14 protein-coding genes are annotated in these 14,682 nt (G+C 72.2%); 9 read left to right on the top strand and 5 right to left on the bottom strand.

Annotated elements, in window-relative coordinates; translation table 11 throughout:
* The first annotated feature begins 15 nt into the window (after positions 1-15).
* From ACQ1X7_RS12345 to ACQ1X7_RS12355, 3 genes are read left to right on the top strand one after another with little or no spacing between them, the layout of a single operon-like run.
* The gene (locus tag ACQ1X7_RS12345; protein ID WP_432478498.1) at positions 16-966 is read left to right on the top strand and encodes an ABC transporter ATP-binding protein; all 951 of its coding nucleotides are present in this window, start codon (positions 16-18) and stop codon (positions 964-966) included.
* Complete coding sequence (locus ACQ1X7_RS12350) at positions 963-1,730, top strand: ABC transporter permease (RefSeq protein WP_432478499.1); 768 nt, start codon at positions 963-965, stop codon at positions 1,728-1,730. The genes ACQ1X7_RS12345 and ACQ1X7_RS12350 overlap by 4 nt, the downstream gene beginning before the upstream one ends.
* A 2-nt stretch (positions 1,731-1,732) precedes the next feature.
* A complete protein-coding gene (locus ACQ1X7_RS12355) occupies positions 1,733-2,668 on the top strand; it encodes a COX15/CtaA family protein (protein ID WP_432478500.1) in 936 nt (311 codons plus the stop codon).
* Positions 2,669-2,788: 120 nt separating this feature from the next.
* On the opposite strand, the gene ACQ1X7_RS12360 is transcribed toward ACQ1X7_RS12355, so the two are convergent.
* On the bottom strand, positions 2,789-3,703 hold the full coding sequence (locus tag ACQ1X7_RS12360) for a heme o synthase (protein WP_432478501.1): 915 nt from the start codon (positions 3,701-3,703) through the stop codon (positions 2,789-2,791).
* A gap of 154 nt (positions 3,704-3,857) precedes the next feature.
* Here ACQ1X7_RS12360 and tkt point away from each other — a divergent pair, with 154 nt between their 5' ends.
* Genes tkt through pgl form a run of 6 tightly spaced genes read left to right on the top strand, consistent with a single transcriptional unit; the run spans position 3,858 to position 12,020 of the window.
* Entirely contained in the window at positions 3,858-5,978 is a 2,121-nt protein-coding gene (gene tkt, locus ACQ1X7_RS12365; RefSeq protein ID WP_432478502.1) for a transketolase, read from the top strand.
* A gap of 43 nt (positions 5,979-6,021) precedes the next feature.
* Positions 6,022-7,146 carry a transaldolase gene (gene tal, locus ACQ1X7_RS12370; RefSeq protein WP_432478503.1) on the top strand — a complete coding sequence of 375 codons (1,125 nt, stop codon included), beginning with the start codon at positions 6,022-6,024 and terminating at the stop codon, positions 7,144-7,146.
* Entirely contained in the window at positions 7,143-8,819 is a 1,677-nt protein-coding gene (gene pgi / locus ACQ1X7_RS12375; protein WP_432478504.1) for a glucose-6-phosphate isomerase, read from the top strand. The genes tal and pgi overlap by 4 nt, the downstream gene beginning before the upstream one ends.
* Entirely contained in the window at positions 8,816-10,363 is a 1,548-nt protein-coding gene (gene zwf / locus ACQ1X7_RS12380) for a glucose-6-phosphate dehydrogenase (protein ID WP_432478505.1), read from the top strand. The genes pgi and zwf overlap by 4 nt, the downstream gene beginning before the upstream one ends.
* A complete protein-coding gene (locus tag ACQ1X7_RS12385; protein ID WP_432478506.1) occupies positions 10,363-11,274 on the top strand; it encodes a glucose-6-phosphate dehydrogenase assembly protein OpcA in 912 nt (303 codons plus the stop codon). The genes zwf and ACQ1X7_RS12385 overlap by 1 nt, the downstream gene beginning before the upstream one ends.
* Positions 11,271-12,020, top strand: a complete 750-nt coding sequence (pgl, locus tag ACQ1X7_RS12390; RefSeq protein ID WP_432478507.1) for a 6-phosphogluconolactonase — start codon at positions 11,271-11,273, stop codon at positions 12,018-12,020. Before ACQ1X7_RS12385 ends, pgl begins: the two co-directional genes overlap by 4 nt.
* Positions 12,021-12,124: 104 nt before the next feature.
* Here pgl and ACQ1X7_RS12395 read toward each other — a convergent pair whose 3' ends face one another.
* The 4 genes from ACQ1X7_RS12395 to tpiA form a co-directional block, all read right to left on the bottom strand.
* A complete protein-coding gene (locus ACQ1X7_RS12395; RefSeq protein WP_432478508.1) occupies positions 12,125-13,105 on the bottom strand; it encodes a type IV toxin-antitoxin system AbiEi family antitoxin domain-containing protein in 981 nt (326 codons plus the stop codon).
* Positions 13,106-13,255: 150 nt separating this feature from the next.
* Positions 13,256-13,615: an RNA polymerase-binding protein RbpA gene (locus tag ACQ1X7_RS12400; protein WP_432478509.1), complete on the bottom strand. Its 360-nt coding sequence runs from the start codon at positions 13,613-13,615 to the stop codon at positions 13,256-13,258.
* An 11-nt stretch (positions 13,616-13,626) separates the two neighbouring features.
* A complete protein-coding gene (gene secG / locus ACQ1X7_RS12405; protein WP_432478510.1) occupies positions 13,627-13,863 on the bottom strand; it encodes a preprotein translocase subunit SecG in 237 nt (78 codons plus the stop codon).
* A 30-nt stretch (positions 13,864-13,893) separates the two neighbouring features.
* Positions 13,894-14,682, bottom strand: coding sequence for a triose-phosphate isomerase (gene tpiA, locus ACQ1X7_RS12410; RefSeq protein WP_432478511.1), 789 nt, complete (start codon positions 14,680-14,682; stop codon positions 13,894-13,896).

Raw genomic sequence — 14,682 nt, forward strand, 5'->3', positions numbered from 1 at the left:
TCCTAGACTGGTCCGGTGTCCGCCGCCTCCCCCGCCGTCGACGTCGCGGTCGACGTCCGGGACCTGGTGATGCGCTACGGCGACAGGGTCGCCGTGGACGGGCTGTCGCTCACCGTCGCGCCCCGCACGATCACGGCCGTGCTCGGTCCCAACGGGGCGGGCAAGACCACCACGCTGGAGACCTGCGAGGGCTACCGGCGCGCCCAGGGCGGGTCGGTGCGGGTGCTCGGCCTGGACCCGCGCCGGGACCGGACCGCGCTGCTCCCGCGGATCGGCGTGATGCTCCAGTCGGGCGGGGCCTGGTCCGGCGTCCGGGCCGGGGAGATGCTCGACCACGTCGCCCGCCTGCACGCGCACCCGCTCGACACCGGGATGCTCTCCGAGCGGCTGGGGCTCGCCGACTGCGGGCGGACGCCGTACCGCCGGCTCTCGGGGGGACAGCAGCAGCGCCTCGGGCTGGCGCTGGCCCTGGTCGGGCGGCCCGAGCTGGTCTTCGTCGACGAGCCCACCGCGGGGATGGACCCCCAGGCCCGGCGCACCACCTGGGAGCTGCTCGAGGAGCTGCGCGCCGACGGGGTGACGGTGGTGCTGACCACGCACTACATGGAGGAGGCCGAGCGGTTGGCCGACCGGGTCCACATCCTCGACCGCGGCACCCTGATCGCGTCCGGGAGCCCGCTGGAGCTCACCCGGGGCGGCCAGGTCTCGACGATCCGGCTGGTGGTGACCCGGCCCTTCCCCGAGGGTGCGCCCGAGTCCCTGGGGCAGCGGCTCGGTCCCGACACCCGGGTGACCCAGCTCGACGAGGTCAGCCTGATGGTCGTCGGGCACGCCGACCCGACCACGTTGGCCACGGTGTCGGCGTGGTGCCAGGAGAACGAGGTGCTCCCCGAGTCGCTCACCCTCGGCCAGCGCACCCTGGAGGACGTCTTCCTGCAGCTCACCGGGCGGGAGCTCCAGGGATGAGTACCTTCACCCCGCGACCGGGTGCGGCCCCGCTCCCCCGCATGGTCCGCGCCCAGGCGTCCATGGAGGCCCGGCTGCTGCTCCGCAACGGCGAGCAGCTGCTGCTCGCGCTGGTGATCCCCCTCATCGCGCTCCTCGGGGGCGTGGCAGGCCTGGAGGCGCTGGACCTCGGCCTCGGCGGCCACACCCCGGTCGACCTGCTGGCTCCCGGGGTCCTCGCCCTCGCGGTGATGTCGACGTCGTTCACCTCGCTCGCCATCGCGACCGGCTTCGAGCGTCGCTACGGGGTGATCAAGCGTCTCGGCGCCTCTCCCCTGCCCCGCTCCGGGCTGCTGCTCGGCAAGGTGGGGGCGCTGCTGCTGGTCGAGCTCGGCCAGGTCGTGGTCATCGGCGGCACCGCGCTGGCCATCGGCTGGGAGCCCGAGCCCGCCGGCCTCCCCGGCGTGGTCGCGGCGGTGCTGGCGGGCACCTTCGCCTTCGCCTCCCTCGGACTGCTGATGGCCGGCACCCTGCGCGCCGAGGCGACGCTCGCCGCCGCCAACCTGGTCTACCTGCTGCTGCTCGCGGGCGGTGCCGTCCTGCTCCCCGCCTCGACGTACGGCGGGTTCGGGGAGCTGGTGCGGTGGCTGCCCTCCGGTGCGCTCGGGGAGTCGATGCGGCAGGCGACCCTGCACGGCGCCTTCCCGGTCGGCGCGCTGCTGGTGCTGCTGGGCTGGGGTGCCCTCGGAACCGTGCTGACCGCGAGGACGTTCCGATGGGAGTGAGCGTGACGGAGTCGACCCCCACCGTGGCCGCGGGCCGGCCGCGGGCGCTCTGGGCGCTGGCCGTGGCCAACCTGGTCGCCAACATCGGCATCGTGGTCACCGGTGGTGCGGTCCGACTGACCGCGTCCGGCCTCGGCTGTCCCACCTGGCCGCGCTGCACGGACCGGTCGTTCGTGCCCCACGGCGAGCTCGGGGTCCACGGCGTCATCGAGTTCGGCAACCGCACGCTCACCTTCGTCCTGGCGGCGATCGCCGTCGCGTGCTGGGTCGCCGCCCTGGTGGCGCTCGTCCGCTCGTGGCGCGCCCGTCGCGACTGGGCGCCGTTCGTGCTCAGCACCGTCGTCGCGCTCGGCGTCCCCGCCCAGGCGGTGATCGGCGGCATCACGGTGCTCACCAACCTCAACCCCTGGATCGTGTCGTTCCACCTGCTGGTCTCGCTGGCGATGATCGGGGTCTGCGTGTGGCTGCTCGACGTGCTCCGGGGCCCGGGACGCGAGGCCGCGGGCGGAGGTGTCCGCACCCTCGCGTGGCTGGTGTTCGTGGTCGGCTGGGTGGTCCTCTACGCCGGCACCGTGGTGACCGGGTCCGGCCCGCACGCCGGCGACCTCGGCTCCCCTCGCAACGGCCTCGACCCGCTTCACGTGAGCCAGCTCCACGCCGACGCCGTGTTCCTGTTCGTCGGCCTCACCGTCGGCCTGGCGTACGCCGCCCCGCGCGCCGCCCGCGGGCCGGTGCTGGTGCTGGTCGGCGTCCAGGTCGCGCAGTCGGTCGTCGGCTTCGTGCAGTTCTTCACCGACCTCCCGATCGTGCTGGTCGGCATCCACCTGCTCGGCGCGGCGCTGATCTCCGCGACCATGACCTGGGCGCTCCTCCGGGTCCACGCCCGGGGTGGCGCCGTGGGGCCGGACGCTCCGGAGGGGACGGGAGCGGGGCGCTGAGCACGCCCCGGGCGTGGCGACGGCGGCCAGCGCCCGGACCCCCGTGGCCGGGCACGGCCGCCGTCACAAGGTGAGACGTGCCAGGCCGCGGATTGGTTGCCATCGAGCGGCAACGAATTTTCAGCGGGTGAGCAGCGGGTCGAGCGCGACCGAGACGAACAGCAGCGACAGGTAGAGGTTCGAGGAGTGGAACAGCCGCATCGGCTGGATCCTCGAGAGGTCCTCGGTCCCGCGCGCCCGGCCCCACATCCGGTGCGCCTCGACCAGGAAGCCGGCGCCCAGCACCACGGCGGCGACGGGGTAGACCAGCCCGGTGCCGGCGACCGGCCAGAGCAGCAGCGAGGTGGCGACCGTGGCCCAGCTGTAGAGCACGACCTGCCGGGCCACCCGCTCCGCAGGCGCGACGACAGGGAGCATCGGGACGTCGACGTTCGCGTAGTCCTCGCGGTAGCGCAGGGCCAGCGCCCAGGTGTGCGGCGGCGTCCAGAGGAACACCACGAGGAACAGCACGACCGGAGGCCAGGCGAGCTCGCCGGTCACGGCGGTCCAGCCGATCAGGGCGGGGAAGCAGCCGGCCAGCCCGCCCCAGACGATGTTCTGGGTGGTCCGCCGCTTGAGCAGGATCGTGTAACCGAGGAGGTAGAAGGCCTCGGCCGCGAGCGCGAGCAGCGCCGACAGCGGGTTGACCCAGGTCCAGAGCACGGCCGTGGCGGCGACCCCCAGGACCACCCCGAACACGGTGGCGGCGACGGGCGAGACGATGTGGCGCGGGAGTGCCCGGCGCCGGGTCCTCCGCATCTGCTCGTCGATGTCGCGGTCGTAGACGCAGTTGAGCGCCGACGCCGACCCCGACGACAGCGTCCCCCCGACGACGGTGGCGAGCACCAGTCCGAGCTCGGGCACCCCGCGCGCGGCGAAGAACATCACCGGCACGGTGGTCAGCAGCAGCAGCTCGATGACCCGCGGCTTCATCAGCCCCACGTACGCCGTGACGACGTCGCGCACCCCGGCGCGCGTCGGCGCGGCCTGCGCCATGGCGGCACCACCCTGGGGGGCCGACTGGCCGACGTATGTCAACGGGGTTCCTCGGGGTACGGATCGGGTCTGAACGCGCCTCGCAGTCTAACCGGCGTCATGAGTAGGCTCGGTGGTGCCGTGCCCCGCACCTGATCCACGCGAGAGGACTCCTGTGAGCGACATCCCCGCACGACTCGACTGGACCGATCTGGACGCGCAGGCGGTCGACACCGTCCGGGTGCTCGCGATGGACGCCGTGCAGAAGGTCGGCAACGGTCACCCGGGCACCGCGATGAGTCTCGCGCCGGCGGCGTACCTGCTGTTCCAGAAGGTGATGCGCCACAACCCGGCCGACCCCCACTGGCCGGGTCGCGACCGCTTCGTGCTCTCGTGCGGCCACTCCAGCCTCACCCTCTACATCCAGCTCTTCCTCGGCGGCTGGGGTCTCGAGCTCGACGACCTCAAGGCCCTCCGCACGTGGGACAGCAAGACCCCCGGGCACCCGGAGTACGGGCACACCGCCGGCGTCGAGACCACGACCGGTCCCCTCGGCCAGGGCGTCGGCAACGCGGTCGGCATGGCCATGGCCGCCCGCCGCACCCACGGCCTGCTCGACCCGAACGCCGCACCCGGGGAGTCGGTGTTCGACCACCACATCTACGCGATCGCCAGTGACGGCGACATCGAGGAGGGGGTGTCGTCGGAGGCCTCCTCGCTCGCCGGCACCCAGCAGCTCGGCAACCTCACCCTGATCTACGACGAGAACAAGATCTCGATCGAGGACGACACCGACGTCGCGCTGTCCGAGGACGTCGCCGCGCGCTACCGCGCGTACGGCTGGCACGTCCAGGTGGTCGACTGGACCCACGACGGCCAGGGCTACGAGGAGGACGTCCCGGCCCTCTACGCCGCCCTCAAGGCCGCCGAACGGGTCACCGACCAGCCGAGCCTGATCGTGCTCCGCACGATCATCGCCTGGCCCGCGCCCAACGCCCAGAACACCGGCAAGGCGCACGGCTCCGCGCTGGGTGAGGACGAGGTCGCCGCCACCAAGGAGATCCTCGGGTTCGACCCCGATCGCACCTTCCAGGTCGATCCGGCGGTCCTCGAGCACACCCGCCGGGCGGTCGAGCGCGGCAAGGTGGCCCAGGCCGAGTGGCAGGAGCGCTTCGAGGCCTGGACCCGCAAGCCGTCGGCGGACCCCGCCCTCTTCGAGCGGCTGCAGACCCGGACCCTGCCCGTCGGCTGGGACCGTGACCTGCCGACCTTCCCCGCCGACGACAAGGGGGTGGCGACCCGCAAGGCGTCGGGCGCCGTCCTCAACGCGATCGCGGCGAAGGTGCCCGAGCTGTGGGGCGGATCGGCCGACCTCGCCGAGTCCAACAACTCCACGATCGAGGGCGCGCCCTCGTTCATCCCCGCGGAGCGCTCCACCGGCCTGTGGAAGGGCGACCCGTACGCCGGCCGGGTGCTCCACTTCGGCATCCGTGAGCACGGCATGGGCGCGATCCTCAACGGCATCGCGGTCCACGGCGGTACCCGGGTCTTCGGCGCCACCTTCCTGACCTTCTCCGACTACATGCGCCCCTCGGTGCGGCTGGCCGCCCTGATGCAGCTGCCCGTCACCTACCTCTGGACCCACGACTCGATCGGGCTCGGCGAGGACGGACCGACCCACCAGCCGGTCGAGCACCTCGCAGCGCTGCGGGCGATCCCCGGCCTCGACGTGGTCCGTCCGGCCGACGCCAACGAGGTCGCCGCCTGCTGGCAGGCAGTCCTCGCGCGCAGTGACCGGCCTGCGGGCCTCGTGCTGACCCGGCAGAACGTGCCGGTCTTCCCCCGCGACACCGACGGCTACTCCGACACCAGCAACGTCCACCGTGGCGGCTACGTCCTCCTCGACGCCCCCGACCTCGACGGAGCCGGTGGCCCGCCCGACGTCGTCCTCGTCGGCACGGGGTCGGAGGTCCAGCTCGCCGTCCGCGCCCGCGAGCTGCTCGCAGAGCGCGGCACCCGGGCGCGAGTGGTGTCCATGCCGTGCCGGGAGTGGTTCGACGAGCAGGAGGCGTCCTACCGGGAGACGGTGATCCCGCCGCACGTCAAGGCGCGGGTCTCCGTCGAGGCGGGGATCGCCCAGGGCTGGCGGGAGGTCGTCGGCGACCACGGCCGGATCGTCTCGCTCGAGCACTACGGCGCCTCGGCCGACTACGCGCGGATCTACCGCGAGTTCGACATCACCGCGGAGGCCGTGGCCGACGCGGCCGACGACAGCATCCGCACGGCCGGCGTGTGACCCCACGACCGGCCGTCGCGACGACACAGGGAGGAACGACACGATGACGAACGGATCCGACCGACTGCAGCAGCTCACCGAGGCGGGGGTGTCGATCTGGCTCGACGACCTCTCCCGCGAACGGATCGAGACCGGCAACCTGGCCGACCTGGTCAAGAACAGCTTCCTCGTCGGCGTCACGAGCAACCCCGCGATCTTCCAGTCCGCGCTGGCCGAGGGCGAGCGCTACGACGAGCAGGTGCGCGAGCTCGCCGCGTCCGGCGCCGACGTCGACAGGGCTGCACGGGCGATCACGACCGACGACGTCCGGGAGGCCTGCAAGATCCTGCGACCGGTCTTCGACGCCACCAACGGGGTCGACGGCCGGGTCTCGATCGAGGTGGGCCCCGCGATCGCGCACGACACCGAGGCAACCATCGCCGAGGCGCGCGAGCTCTGGGACACCGTCGGTGAGCCGAACCTGTTCATCAAGATCCCCGGCACGCCCGAGGGCTGGCCCGCCATCACCCAGACCCTCGCCGCCGGGATCAGCGTCAACGTGACCCTGATCTTCGGCCTCGACCAGTACCGGCACGTGATGGAGGCCTACGTCGCGGGGCTCGAGCAGGCCCGGGCCCAGGGGCACGACCTGTCGACCATCCACTCCGTCGCGTCGTTCTTCGTCTCCCGGGTCGACACCGAGATCGACAAGCGGCTCGAGGCGACGACGTCCGGCCCCGGCACCGACCCGTCTCTGCGCGGCAAGGCGGGTGTCGCGAATGCCCGGCTGGCCTACCAGGCCTACGAGGAGTTCTTCACCGGACCCCGGTGGGAGGCGCTCCGCGAGCAGGGCGCCAACACCCAGCGACCGCTGTGGGCCAGCACCGGCGTCAAGAACCCCGACTACGACGACACGATGTACGTCGTCGACCTGGTCGTCGAGAACACGGTCAACACGATGCCCGAGAAGACGCTCGAGGCGGTCGCCGACCACGGGGAGGTGCGGGGTGACCGCGTCCGTCCCTTCTACGACGACGCCCGTGCCCACATGGATGCCCTGGCGGCCGCTGGCATCGACTACGACGACGTCATCGAGGTGCTGATCAAGGAGGGCGTCGACAAGTTCGTGGTGGCCTGGGACGAGCTGCTGGAAGAGCTGTCCGAGTCCCTCGAGTCCGCCCGCGCATGACGCGGGACGGGGGGCCGGTCGACGCGACAGGGACGGCGGCGTGGAGCCGCCTGACCACCCTGGCGGCCTCGCTCACCCCCGACCTGCGCGGCTGGCTCGAGGGTGACCCGGGTCGGGTGGAGCGGCTCACCCACTCCGCCGCCGACCTGCACGTCGACCTGTCCAAGAACCTGGTCGACGACGCGGTGCTGGCCGCGCTGCTCGAGCTGGCCGAGGACGTCGACCTGGCCGGACGGCGCGACGCGATGTTCCGGGGCGACCACATCAACGTGACCGAGGACCGGGCGGTGCTCCACACGGCGCTCCGACTGCCCGAGGGTGCCTCGCTCGAGGTCGACGGGCACGACGTGGTCGCCGACGTCCACGAGGTGCTCGCGCGGGTCTACGCGTTCGCCGACCGGGTGCGCTCGGGCGAGTGGACCGGGGTCACCGGCGAGCGGATCCGCACGGTCGTCAACATCGGCATCGGGGGCTCCGACCTCGGGCCGGTGATGGCCTACGAGGCGCTCGCGCCGTACGTGCAGGACGGCCTGGAGTGCCGCTTCATCAGCAACATCGACCCGACCGACGCGGCCACCACGCTCGCCGGGCTCGACCCCGCCACCACCCTGTTCGTCGTCTCCAGCAAGACCTTCGGCACCCTCGAGACGCTCACCAACGCACGGCTCTGCAAGGCGTGGCTGCTCGACGGCCTGTCGGGCCACGACGCCGACGAGGCGGTCGCGCGGCACTTCGTCGCGGTGTCGACCGCGCTCGACAAGGTGGCCGACTTCGGGATCGACCCCGACAACGCGTTCGGCTTCTGGGACTGGGTCGGCGGCCGCTACTCCCTCGACAGCGCCATCGGCACGTCGCTGGTCGTCGCGGTCGGGCCGGACCGGTTCGCCGAGCTGCTGGCCGGGATGCACGCGATGGACGAGCACTTCCGCAGCACGCCGCTGGAGCGGAACGTCCCGGTGCTGATGGGCCTGCTCAACGTCTGGTACGCCGACTTCCTCGGCGCCCAGACCCACGCGGTGCTGCCCTACGCCCAGCTGCTGCACCGGTTCCCGGCGTACCTCCAGCAGCTGACCATGGAGTCCAACGGCAAGGGGGTCCGCTGGGACGGCAGCCCGGTCACCAGCGGAACCGGCGAGGTGTGGTGGGGCGAGCCGGGCACCAACGGCCAGCACGCCTTCTACCAGCTGATCCACCAGGGCACCCGGCTGGTGCCGGCCGACTTCATCGCGTTCGCCCGGCCGGCGTACCCCCTGGTCGACGCCACCGAGGACGGGCGGAGCCAGGACGTCCACGAGCTGTTCCTCGCCAACTTCTTCGCGCAGACCCAGGCGCTGGCGTTCGGCAAGACGCCTGCGGAGGTGCGGGCCGAGGGGACGCCGGAGGAGCTGGTGCCCGCCCGGGTGTTCACCGGCAACCGCCCCACCACCTCGATCATGGCCCCGGAGCTGAGCCCGTCGGTGCTCGGCCAGCTGATCGCCCTCTACGAGCACATCACCTTCACCCAGGGCGTCGTGTGGGGCATCGACAGCTTCGACCAGTGGGGCGTCGAGCTCGGCAAGCAGCTGGCCCAGCAGGTCACCCCCGCCGTGGCCGGCGACGACGCCGCCCTCGCCGAGCAGGACGCCTCCACCCGCTCGCTCATCGGCTACTACCGGACGCAGCGCTCCCCGTGACCGACACCCCGACGTACGTCAACCCGCTGCGCGACCCGGAGGACCGGCGGCTCCCCCGGATCGCCGGCCCGTGCGGCATGGTGCTCTTCGGCGTCACCGGTGACCTCGCCCGCAAGAAGGTGATGCCGGCGATCTACGACCTCGCCAACCGCGGCCTGCTCCCGCCGGGCTTCAGCCTGGTCGGCTTCGCGCGCCGCGACTGGGCCGACCAGGACTTCGCCCAGATCGTCCACGACGCGGTCAAGACGCACAGCCGCACCGAGTTCCGCGAGGAGGTGTGGCGCCAGCTCTCGGAAGGCTTCCGGTTCGTCCCCGGCGACTTCTCCGACGACATGGCCTTCGACCAGCTGCGCCGCACCATCGAGGAGCTGGACCTGGTCCGCGGCACGGGCGGCAACCACGCGTTCTACCTCTCGATCCCGCCGAAGTTCTTCGGTGACGTCGTGCAGCAGCTCGAGGAGCACGGCCTGAGCGAGCAGCGCGACGGCTCCTGGCGCCGCGTGGTCGTCGAGAAGCCGTTCGGGCACGACCTCGAGTCGGCCCGCGAGCTCAACGACAGCCTGGGCCGGGTCTTCCCCCCGGCCTCGGTGTTCCGGATCGACCACTACCTCGGCAAGGAGACGGTGCAGAACATCCTGGCGATGCGGTTCGCCAACGCGATGTTCGAGCCGATCTGGAACTCCAACTACGTCGACCACGTGCAGATCACGATGGCCGAGGACATCGGGATCGGCGGGCGGGCCGGCTACTACGACGGCATCGGTGCCGCTCGCGACGTCATCCAGAACCACCTGCTCCAGCTGATGGCGCTGATCGCGATGGAGGAGCCCACCGACTTCCGGGCCGAGAGCCTGCGGATCGAGAAGCAGAAGGTGTTCGAGTCGGTCACCCTCCCCCGCCGGCTCGACCTGACCACCGCCCGCGGCCAGTACACGGCCGGGTGGTCCGGCGGCGTGAAGGTGGCGGGCTTCCACGACGAGGAGGGGATCCCGCAGCGCTCGAAGACCGAGACGTTCGCCGCGATCACGCTCGGCATCGACAACCGGCGGTGGGCCGGGGTGCCGTTCTACCTGCGGCACGGCAAGCGGCTCGGACGCCGCGTGACCGAGGTGGCCGTGGTGTTCAAGCGGGCACCCCACCTGCCGTTCCACGCCAGCGCCACCGAGGAGCTCACCCAGAACACGCTGGTGGTCCGGGTGCAGCCCGACGAGGGGCTGACCATCCGGTTCGGGTCCAAGGTGCCGGGCACCCACCTCGAGATCCGCGACGTGACCATGGACTTCGCCTACGGCGGCTCGTTCACCGAGTCCTCCCCCGAGGCGTACGAACGGCTGATCCTCGACGTGCTGCTGGGCGACCCGCCGCTGTTCCCCCGCCACCAGGAGGTCGAGCTGTCGTGGAAGATCCTCGACCCGATCCTCGACCACTGGGCACGGCAGGACCAGAGGTCGGGCAAGCCCGACCGCTACCAGGCGGGCACCTGGGGCCCGCCCTCGGCGGACGCGATGATGGCCCGTGACGGCCGGACCTGGAGGCGACCGTAGTGATCGAGCTGACCGACACCGACTCCGCGGGGATCGCCGCCGAGTTCGTCCGCGGCCGGACCCGCGCCGGGAGCCCGGCGATGGGCATGGTGATGACGCTGGTCATCGTCGTCGGCGAGGACGACGCACCGGCCGCCATGGACGCCGCCCGCGAGGCGTCGCACGAGCACCCCGCGCGGGTCCTCGGCGTGATCCGCGGCGACGGTCGCGGCGCCGGCCGGGTCGACGCCCAGGTCGGCATCGGCCAGGGCTGGGGAGGCGAGACGGCCCTGATCCGGCTGCGCGGCGAGGTCGTCAAGCACCCCGAGTCGGTCGTGCTGCCGCTGCTGCTGCCCGACTCCCCCGTCGTCCTCTGGTGGCCCTCCGACCACCCGGCCGACCCCGCCTCCGACCCGCTCGGGAGGCTGGCGCAGCGCCGGATCACCGACACGGCGTTCGTGTCGCGCGGCAAGCTCCGGGCGTTGCACAGCCAGTGCGAGGCGTACGCCTCCGGCAACACAGACCTCGCCTGGACCCGGATCACGCCCTGGCGGGCCCTGCTGGCCGCCGCGCTCGACCAGCACCCGCTCAAGGTACGCCGGGTGTCCGTCGCCGCCGAGCGGATCAGCCCGAGCGCCGACCTGCTCCTGGCCTGGCTGGCCGAGCGGCTGAAGGTGCCGGCCGACCGGATCTCCTCCGACGGGCCCGGCATCACCGAGGTGGTGCTGACCACGGCCGACGGCGACATCCGGATCGCCCGCGGCGACGGCAAGCTCGCCGTGTTCTCCTCCCCGGGACAGCCCGACCGGCCGGTCGCGCTGAAACGGCGGGAGCTGCCCGAGCTGCTCGCCGAGGAGCTGCGCTGGAGCGACGAGGACGACGTCTACGCGGCGGTCACCAAGCGGGTGCTCAAGATGCGGAGCACGGCGTGAGCACCACCCGTATCGAGGTGTTCGACGACGCCGACGCCCTGTCCCGGGCCGTCGCGGGCGAGCTGCTGGCCCGGCTCGAGGCCGCGCAGGCGGGAGGCGGGTCCCCCCAGGTCGCGCTGACGGGCGGCTCGATCGCGGAGCGGATCCACGCCGCGCTCGGGGAGGCCGGCCCACGCTCCGAGGTCGACTGGGGGCGGGTCGTCGTCTGGTGGGGCGACGAGCGCTTCGTCGCGCCCGACAGCGCCGAGCGGAACGCGCTCGACGCGCGCCGGTCGTTCCTGGACCGGGTCGGCGTTCCTGACGCCCACGTGCACGAGGTCGCGGCCACCGACACCACCGCCACGGTCGGCGACGCCGCGGCGGCGTACGCGGAGGCGATCCGGGAGCACGGCTCCGGCGCCTTCGAGGTGGTGATGCTCGGCATCGGCCCGGACGGGCACTGTGCCTCGCTGTTCCCCGGTCACCCCGCCCTCGACGTCGCCGACGCGATCACGGTGGCGGTCCGGGAGTCGCCCAAGCCGCCGCCGGAGCGGGTCAGCCTCACCTTCGAGGCGCTGAACCGCAGCCGCGCCGTCTGGTTCGTCGCGAGCGGCGAGGAGAAGGCGGAGGCGGTCGCCCGGGCACTGGCCGACGACGGCGACCTCCACGAGACCCCCGCCCGCGGCGTCACCGGCCTCCCGGACGTCGACGGCTCTCCCACCGAGGTCGTCTGGTTCCTCGACCGCCCCGCTGCCTCCCGCCTCTAGCCGACCCGTCACTTGTGCAGGCTCCCTCCCTGCCGACCCGTCACTTGTGCAGGCTCCCTCCCTGCCGACCCGTCACTTGTGCAGGTTCACAACCCCCTGAGCCGTCAGCTGCGCAGGTACCGGCCCTGCGGGACCCAGAGCCCCGAACGCCGGCGCGCGAGGTACGCGCCGTGTTGGAGCCGGGTGGTGGGGTCTCCCCGGGGATAGATGTCTACGTCGACAAAGGTGTCGATCACCCAGCCGCCCACCAGGTCCAGCCACGCGCGGCGTTCGGCATCCGCCGCGTCGTCCTCGTGGAACGCCCGGCCGTCGTACTCGGCGCCGTACCTGAGCTCTTCGTTGCCCACGTCGACGCGGAAACGGGCGTAGTCGCCGTCGTGGACCCAGACCTGTGGTTCCGGCGAGGGCATGCCGCTCGCCTCGAGCCAGTGCAGACGCAGCACGGACTCCGGGGGCGACTCTGCGCGCGGGTCTGCCAGCGGAGCGAGATGACGCAGCTGGACGACGCCGCGCTCGCCGCGGAAGCGCTCCACCCCGGCGAGCAGCTCCTGGTGCTGGACGCCGGCGCGGAGCAGTCCGTCGAGCGCGGCGAGGGCGTGGTAGCGGTTGAGTCGTCGCCCGAGGTCGAAGGCCGTCCGGAGCTTCGTCGTGACGCGCACCCCGTTGACGACCGTGACGTCCTGGTCGAGCATCCGTCGTTCGCCGCTGGTGACGCTGGGGCGGCGCAGCCGACTCTCGGCGCGCGAGAAGATGTCGACCGGAGGCATCTGGTGCACCGCCGACGGCGCGAGGACATCGACCATGTGGAGCCAGGCCGCCGTCCGGTCGGTGACGATCGCGCTGGGCGGTACGACGAGCGACAGCGCCTCGGCACGACACTCGATGCTGTCCACGACCTGCGCCGCGACGTGGACTCCGCGGAGCACGGGCCTGATCAGTCCGCGCCGGGTCAGGGTCGCCAGACGAGTTCGCGACACCCCGAGCGCCATCGCCTCGCTCGTGGAGAACGGGCGGGTCAGCGGCAGGGGGCAGCGCTCGTCGAGGAACGGAAGGTCAGCCGGGAGCCAAGGAACACGTGGGGACATGGCCCCACTGTGGCCGGAACCTCGACGACGGCGGAGCGCTCATCCACAGGCCCGCGGGGAAGGCTGCACGAGTGCCGGCTCGACGCCGCACGAACCTGCAGAAATGACGGCTCGGTGGGTTCTGAACCCGTAGAAGTGACGGGTCGCGGGTCAGAAGATGAGGTCGCCGGACTTGCGGCGGGAGCGGAGCAGCTCGAGGGCCTCGTCGAGGATGTCGGCGGCCTCGGCCTCGGAGCGGCGCTCCTTCACGTAGGCGAGGTGGGTCTTGTAGGGCTCGATCTTGGGGGCCGGGGGTGGGTTCTCCTGGTCGCGGCTGGCCGGGAGGCCGCACTTGGGGCAGTCCCACTCGTCGGGCACCACCGCGTCGACCGCGAACTGCACGACGGCGCGGTGGTCGTGGGAGCAGTAGTAGGTGACTGCCTGCCGGGGCGCGGCCTCACCGCGCTCGGCCTCGCCCATGGGGCCGGCGCCGACCCTGCTGCCACGGATGGCGTTCCCGCCTTGAGCCATGGTCGTTCCTCTCAGCTCTGGTAGGCCGTGAGCAGGCCCAGCGCGACGATGCAGGCGAACCAGATCACGCCGATGCCGACGGTGATCCGGTCGAGGTTGCGCTCCGCCACCGACGAGCCTCCGAGCGAGCTGGAGACGCCGCCACCGAACATGTCGGAGAGCCCGCCGCCGCGGCCCTTGTGGAGCAGCACCAGCAGGATCAGGAGCAGGCTCGTGATCACGAGCAGGACTGTGAAGAGCAGAGTCACGGTCGAGAATCCTACGTCACCGGATCGCGGTCAGAGCAGCGGCATGTCGTAGAAGCGGCAGATCCCCCCGAACTCGTCGGCCTGCAGGCTGGCGCCGCCGACCAGGCAGCCGTCGACGTCGTTCCTGTCCATGATCCCGGCGACGTTGGCCGCCTTGACCGAGCCGCCGTACAGCACCCGTACGCCGTCGGCGGCCGCGTCGCCGTGGACCTCCCGCACCCGCTCCCGGATCGCGGCGCAGACCTCCTGGGCGTCGTCGGGGGTGGCGACCTCGCCCGTGCCGATCGCCCATACGGGCTCGTAGGCCACGACCAGCTCGGCGACCTGCCCCGCCGAGAAGCCTGCGAGCGACCCGTCGACCTGAGCCAACGTGTAGGGGACGTGCTCACCGGCCTGGCGGACCTCGAGGCCTTCGCCGACGCAGACGATGGGCGTCATCCCCGCGTCGACCGCCTTGCGGGCCTTGGCGTTGACCAGCTCGTCGTTCTCACCGTGGTGCTCGCGCCGCTCGGAGTGGCCCACCACGACGTAGGAGCAGCCGAGCTTCGCCAGCATGCCGGCCGAGATCTCGCCGGTGTAGGCGCCGGAGTCGTGCTCCGACACGTCCTGGGCGCCGTACTTCACCAGCAGCTGGTCGCCGTCGACGAGGGTCTGCACCGACCGCAGGTCGGTGTACGGCGGCAGGACCACCACCTCCACCTGGCCGTAGTCGTGCTTCTTGTCCGCCAACGTCCAGGCCAGCTTCTGGACCAGCACCACGGCTTCCTGGTGGTTCAGGTTCATCTTCCAGTTGCCGGCCATCAGGGGCGTGCGCGTCAT

This window comes from Nocardioides sp. GXQ0305 (genome assembly GCF_050880345.1).
In the GTDB taxonomy this organism is placed as follows: domain Bacteria; phylum Actinomycetota; class Actinomycetes; order Propionibacteriales; family Nocardioidaceae; genus Nocardioides.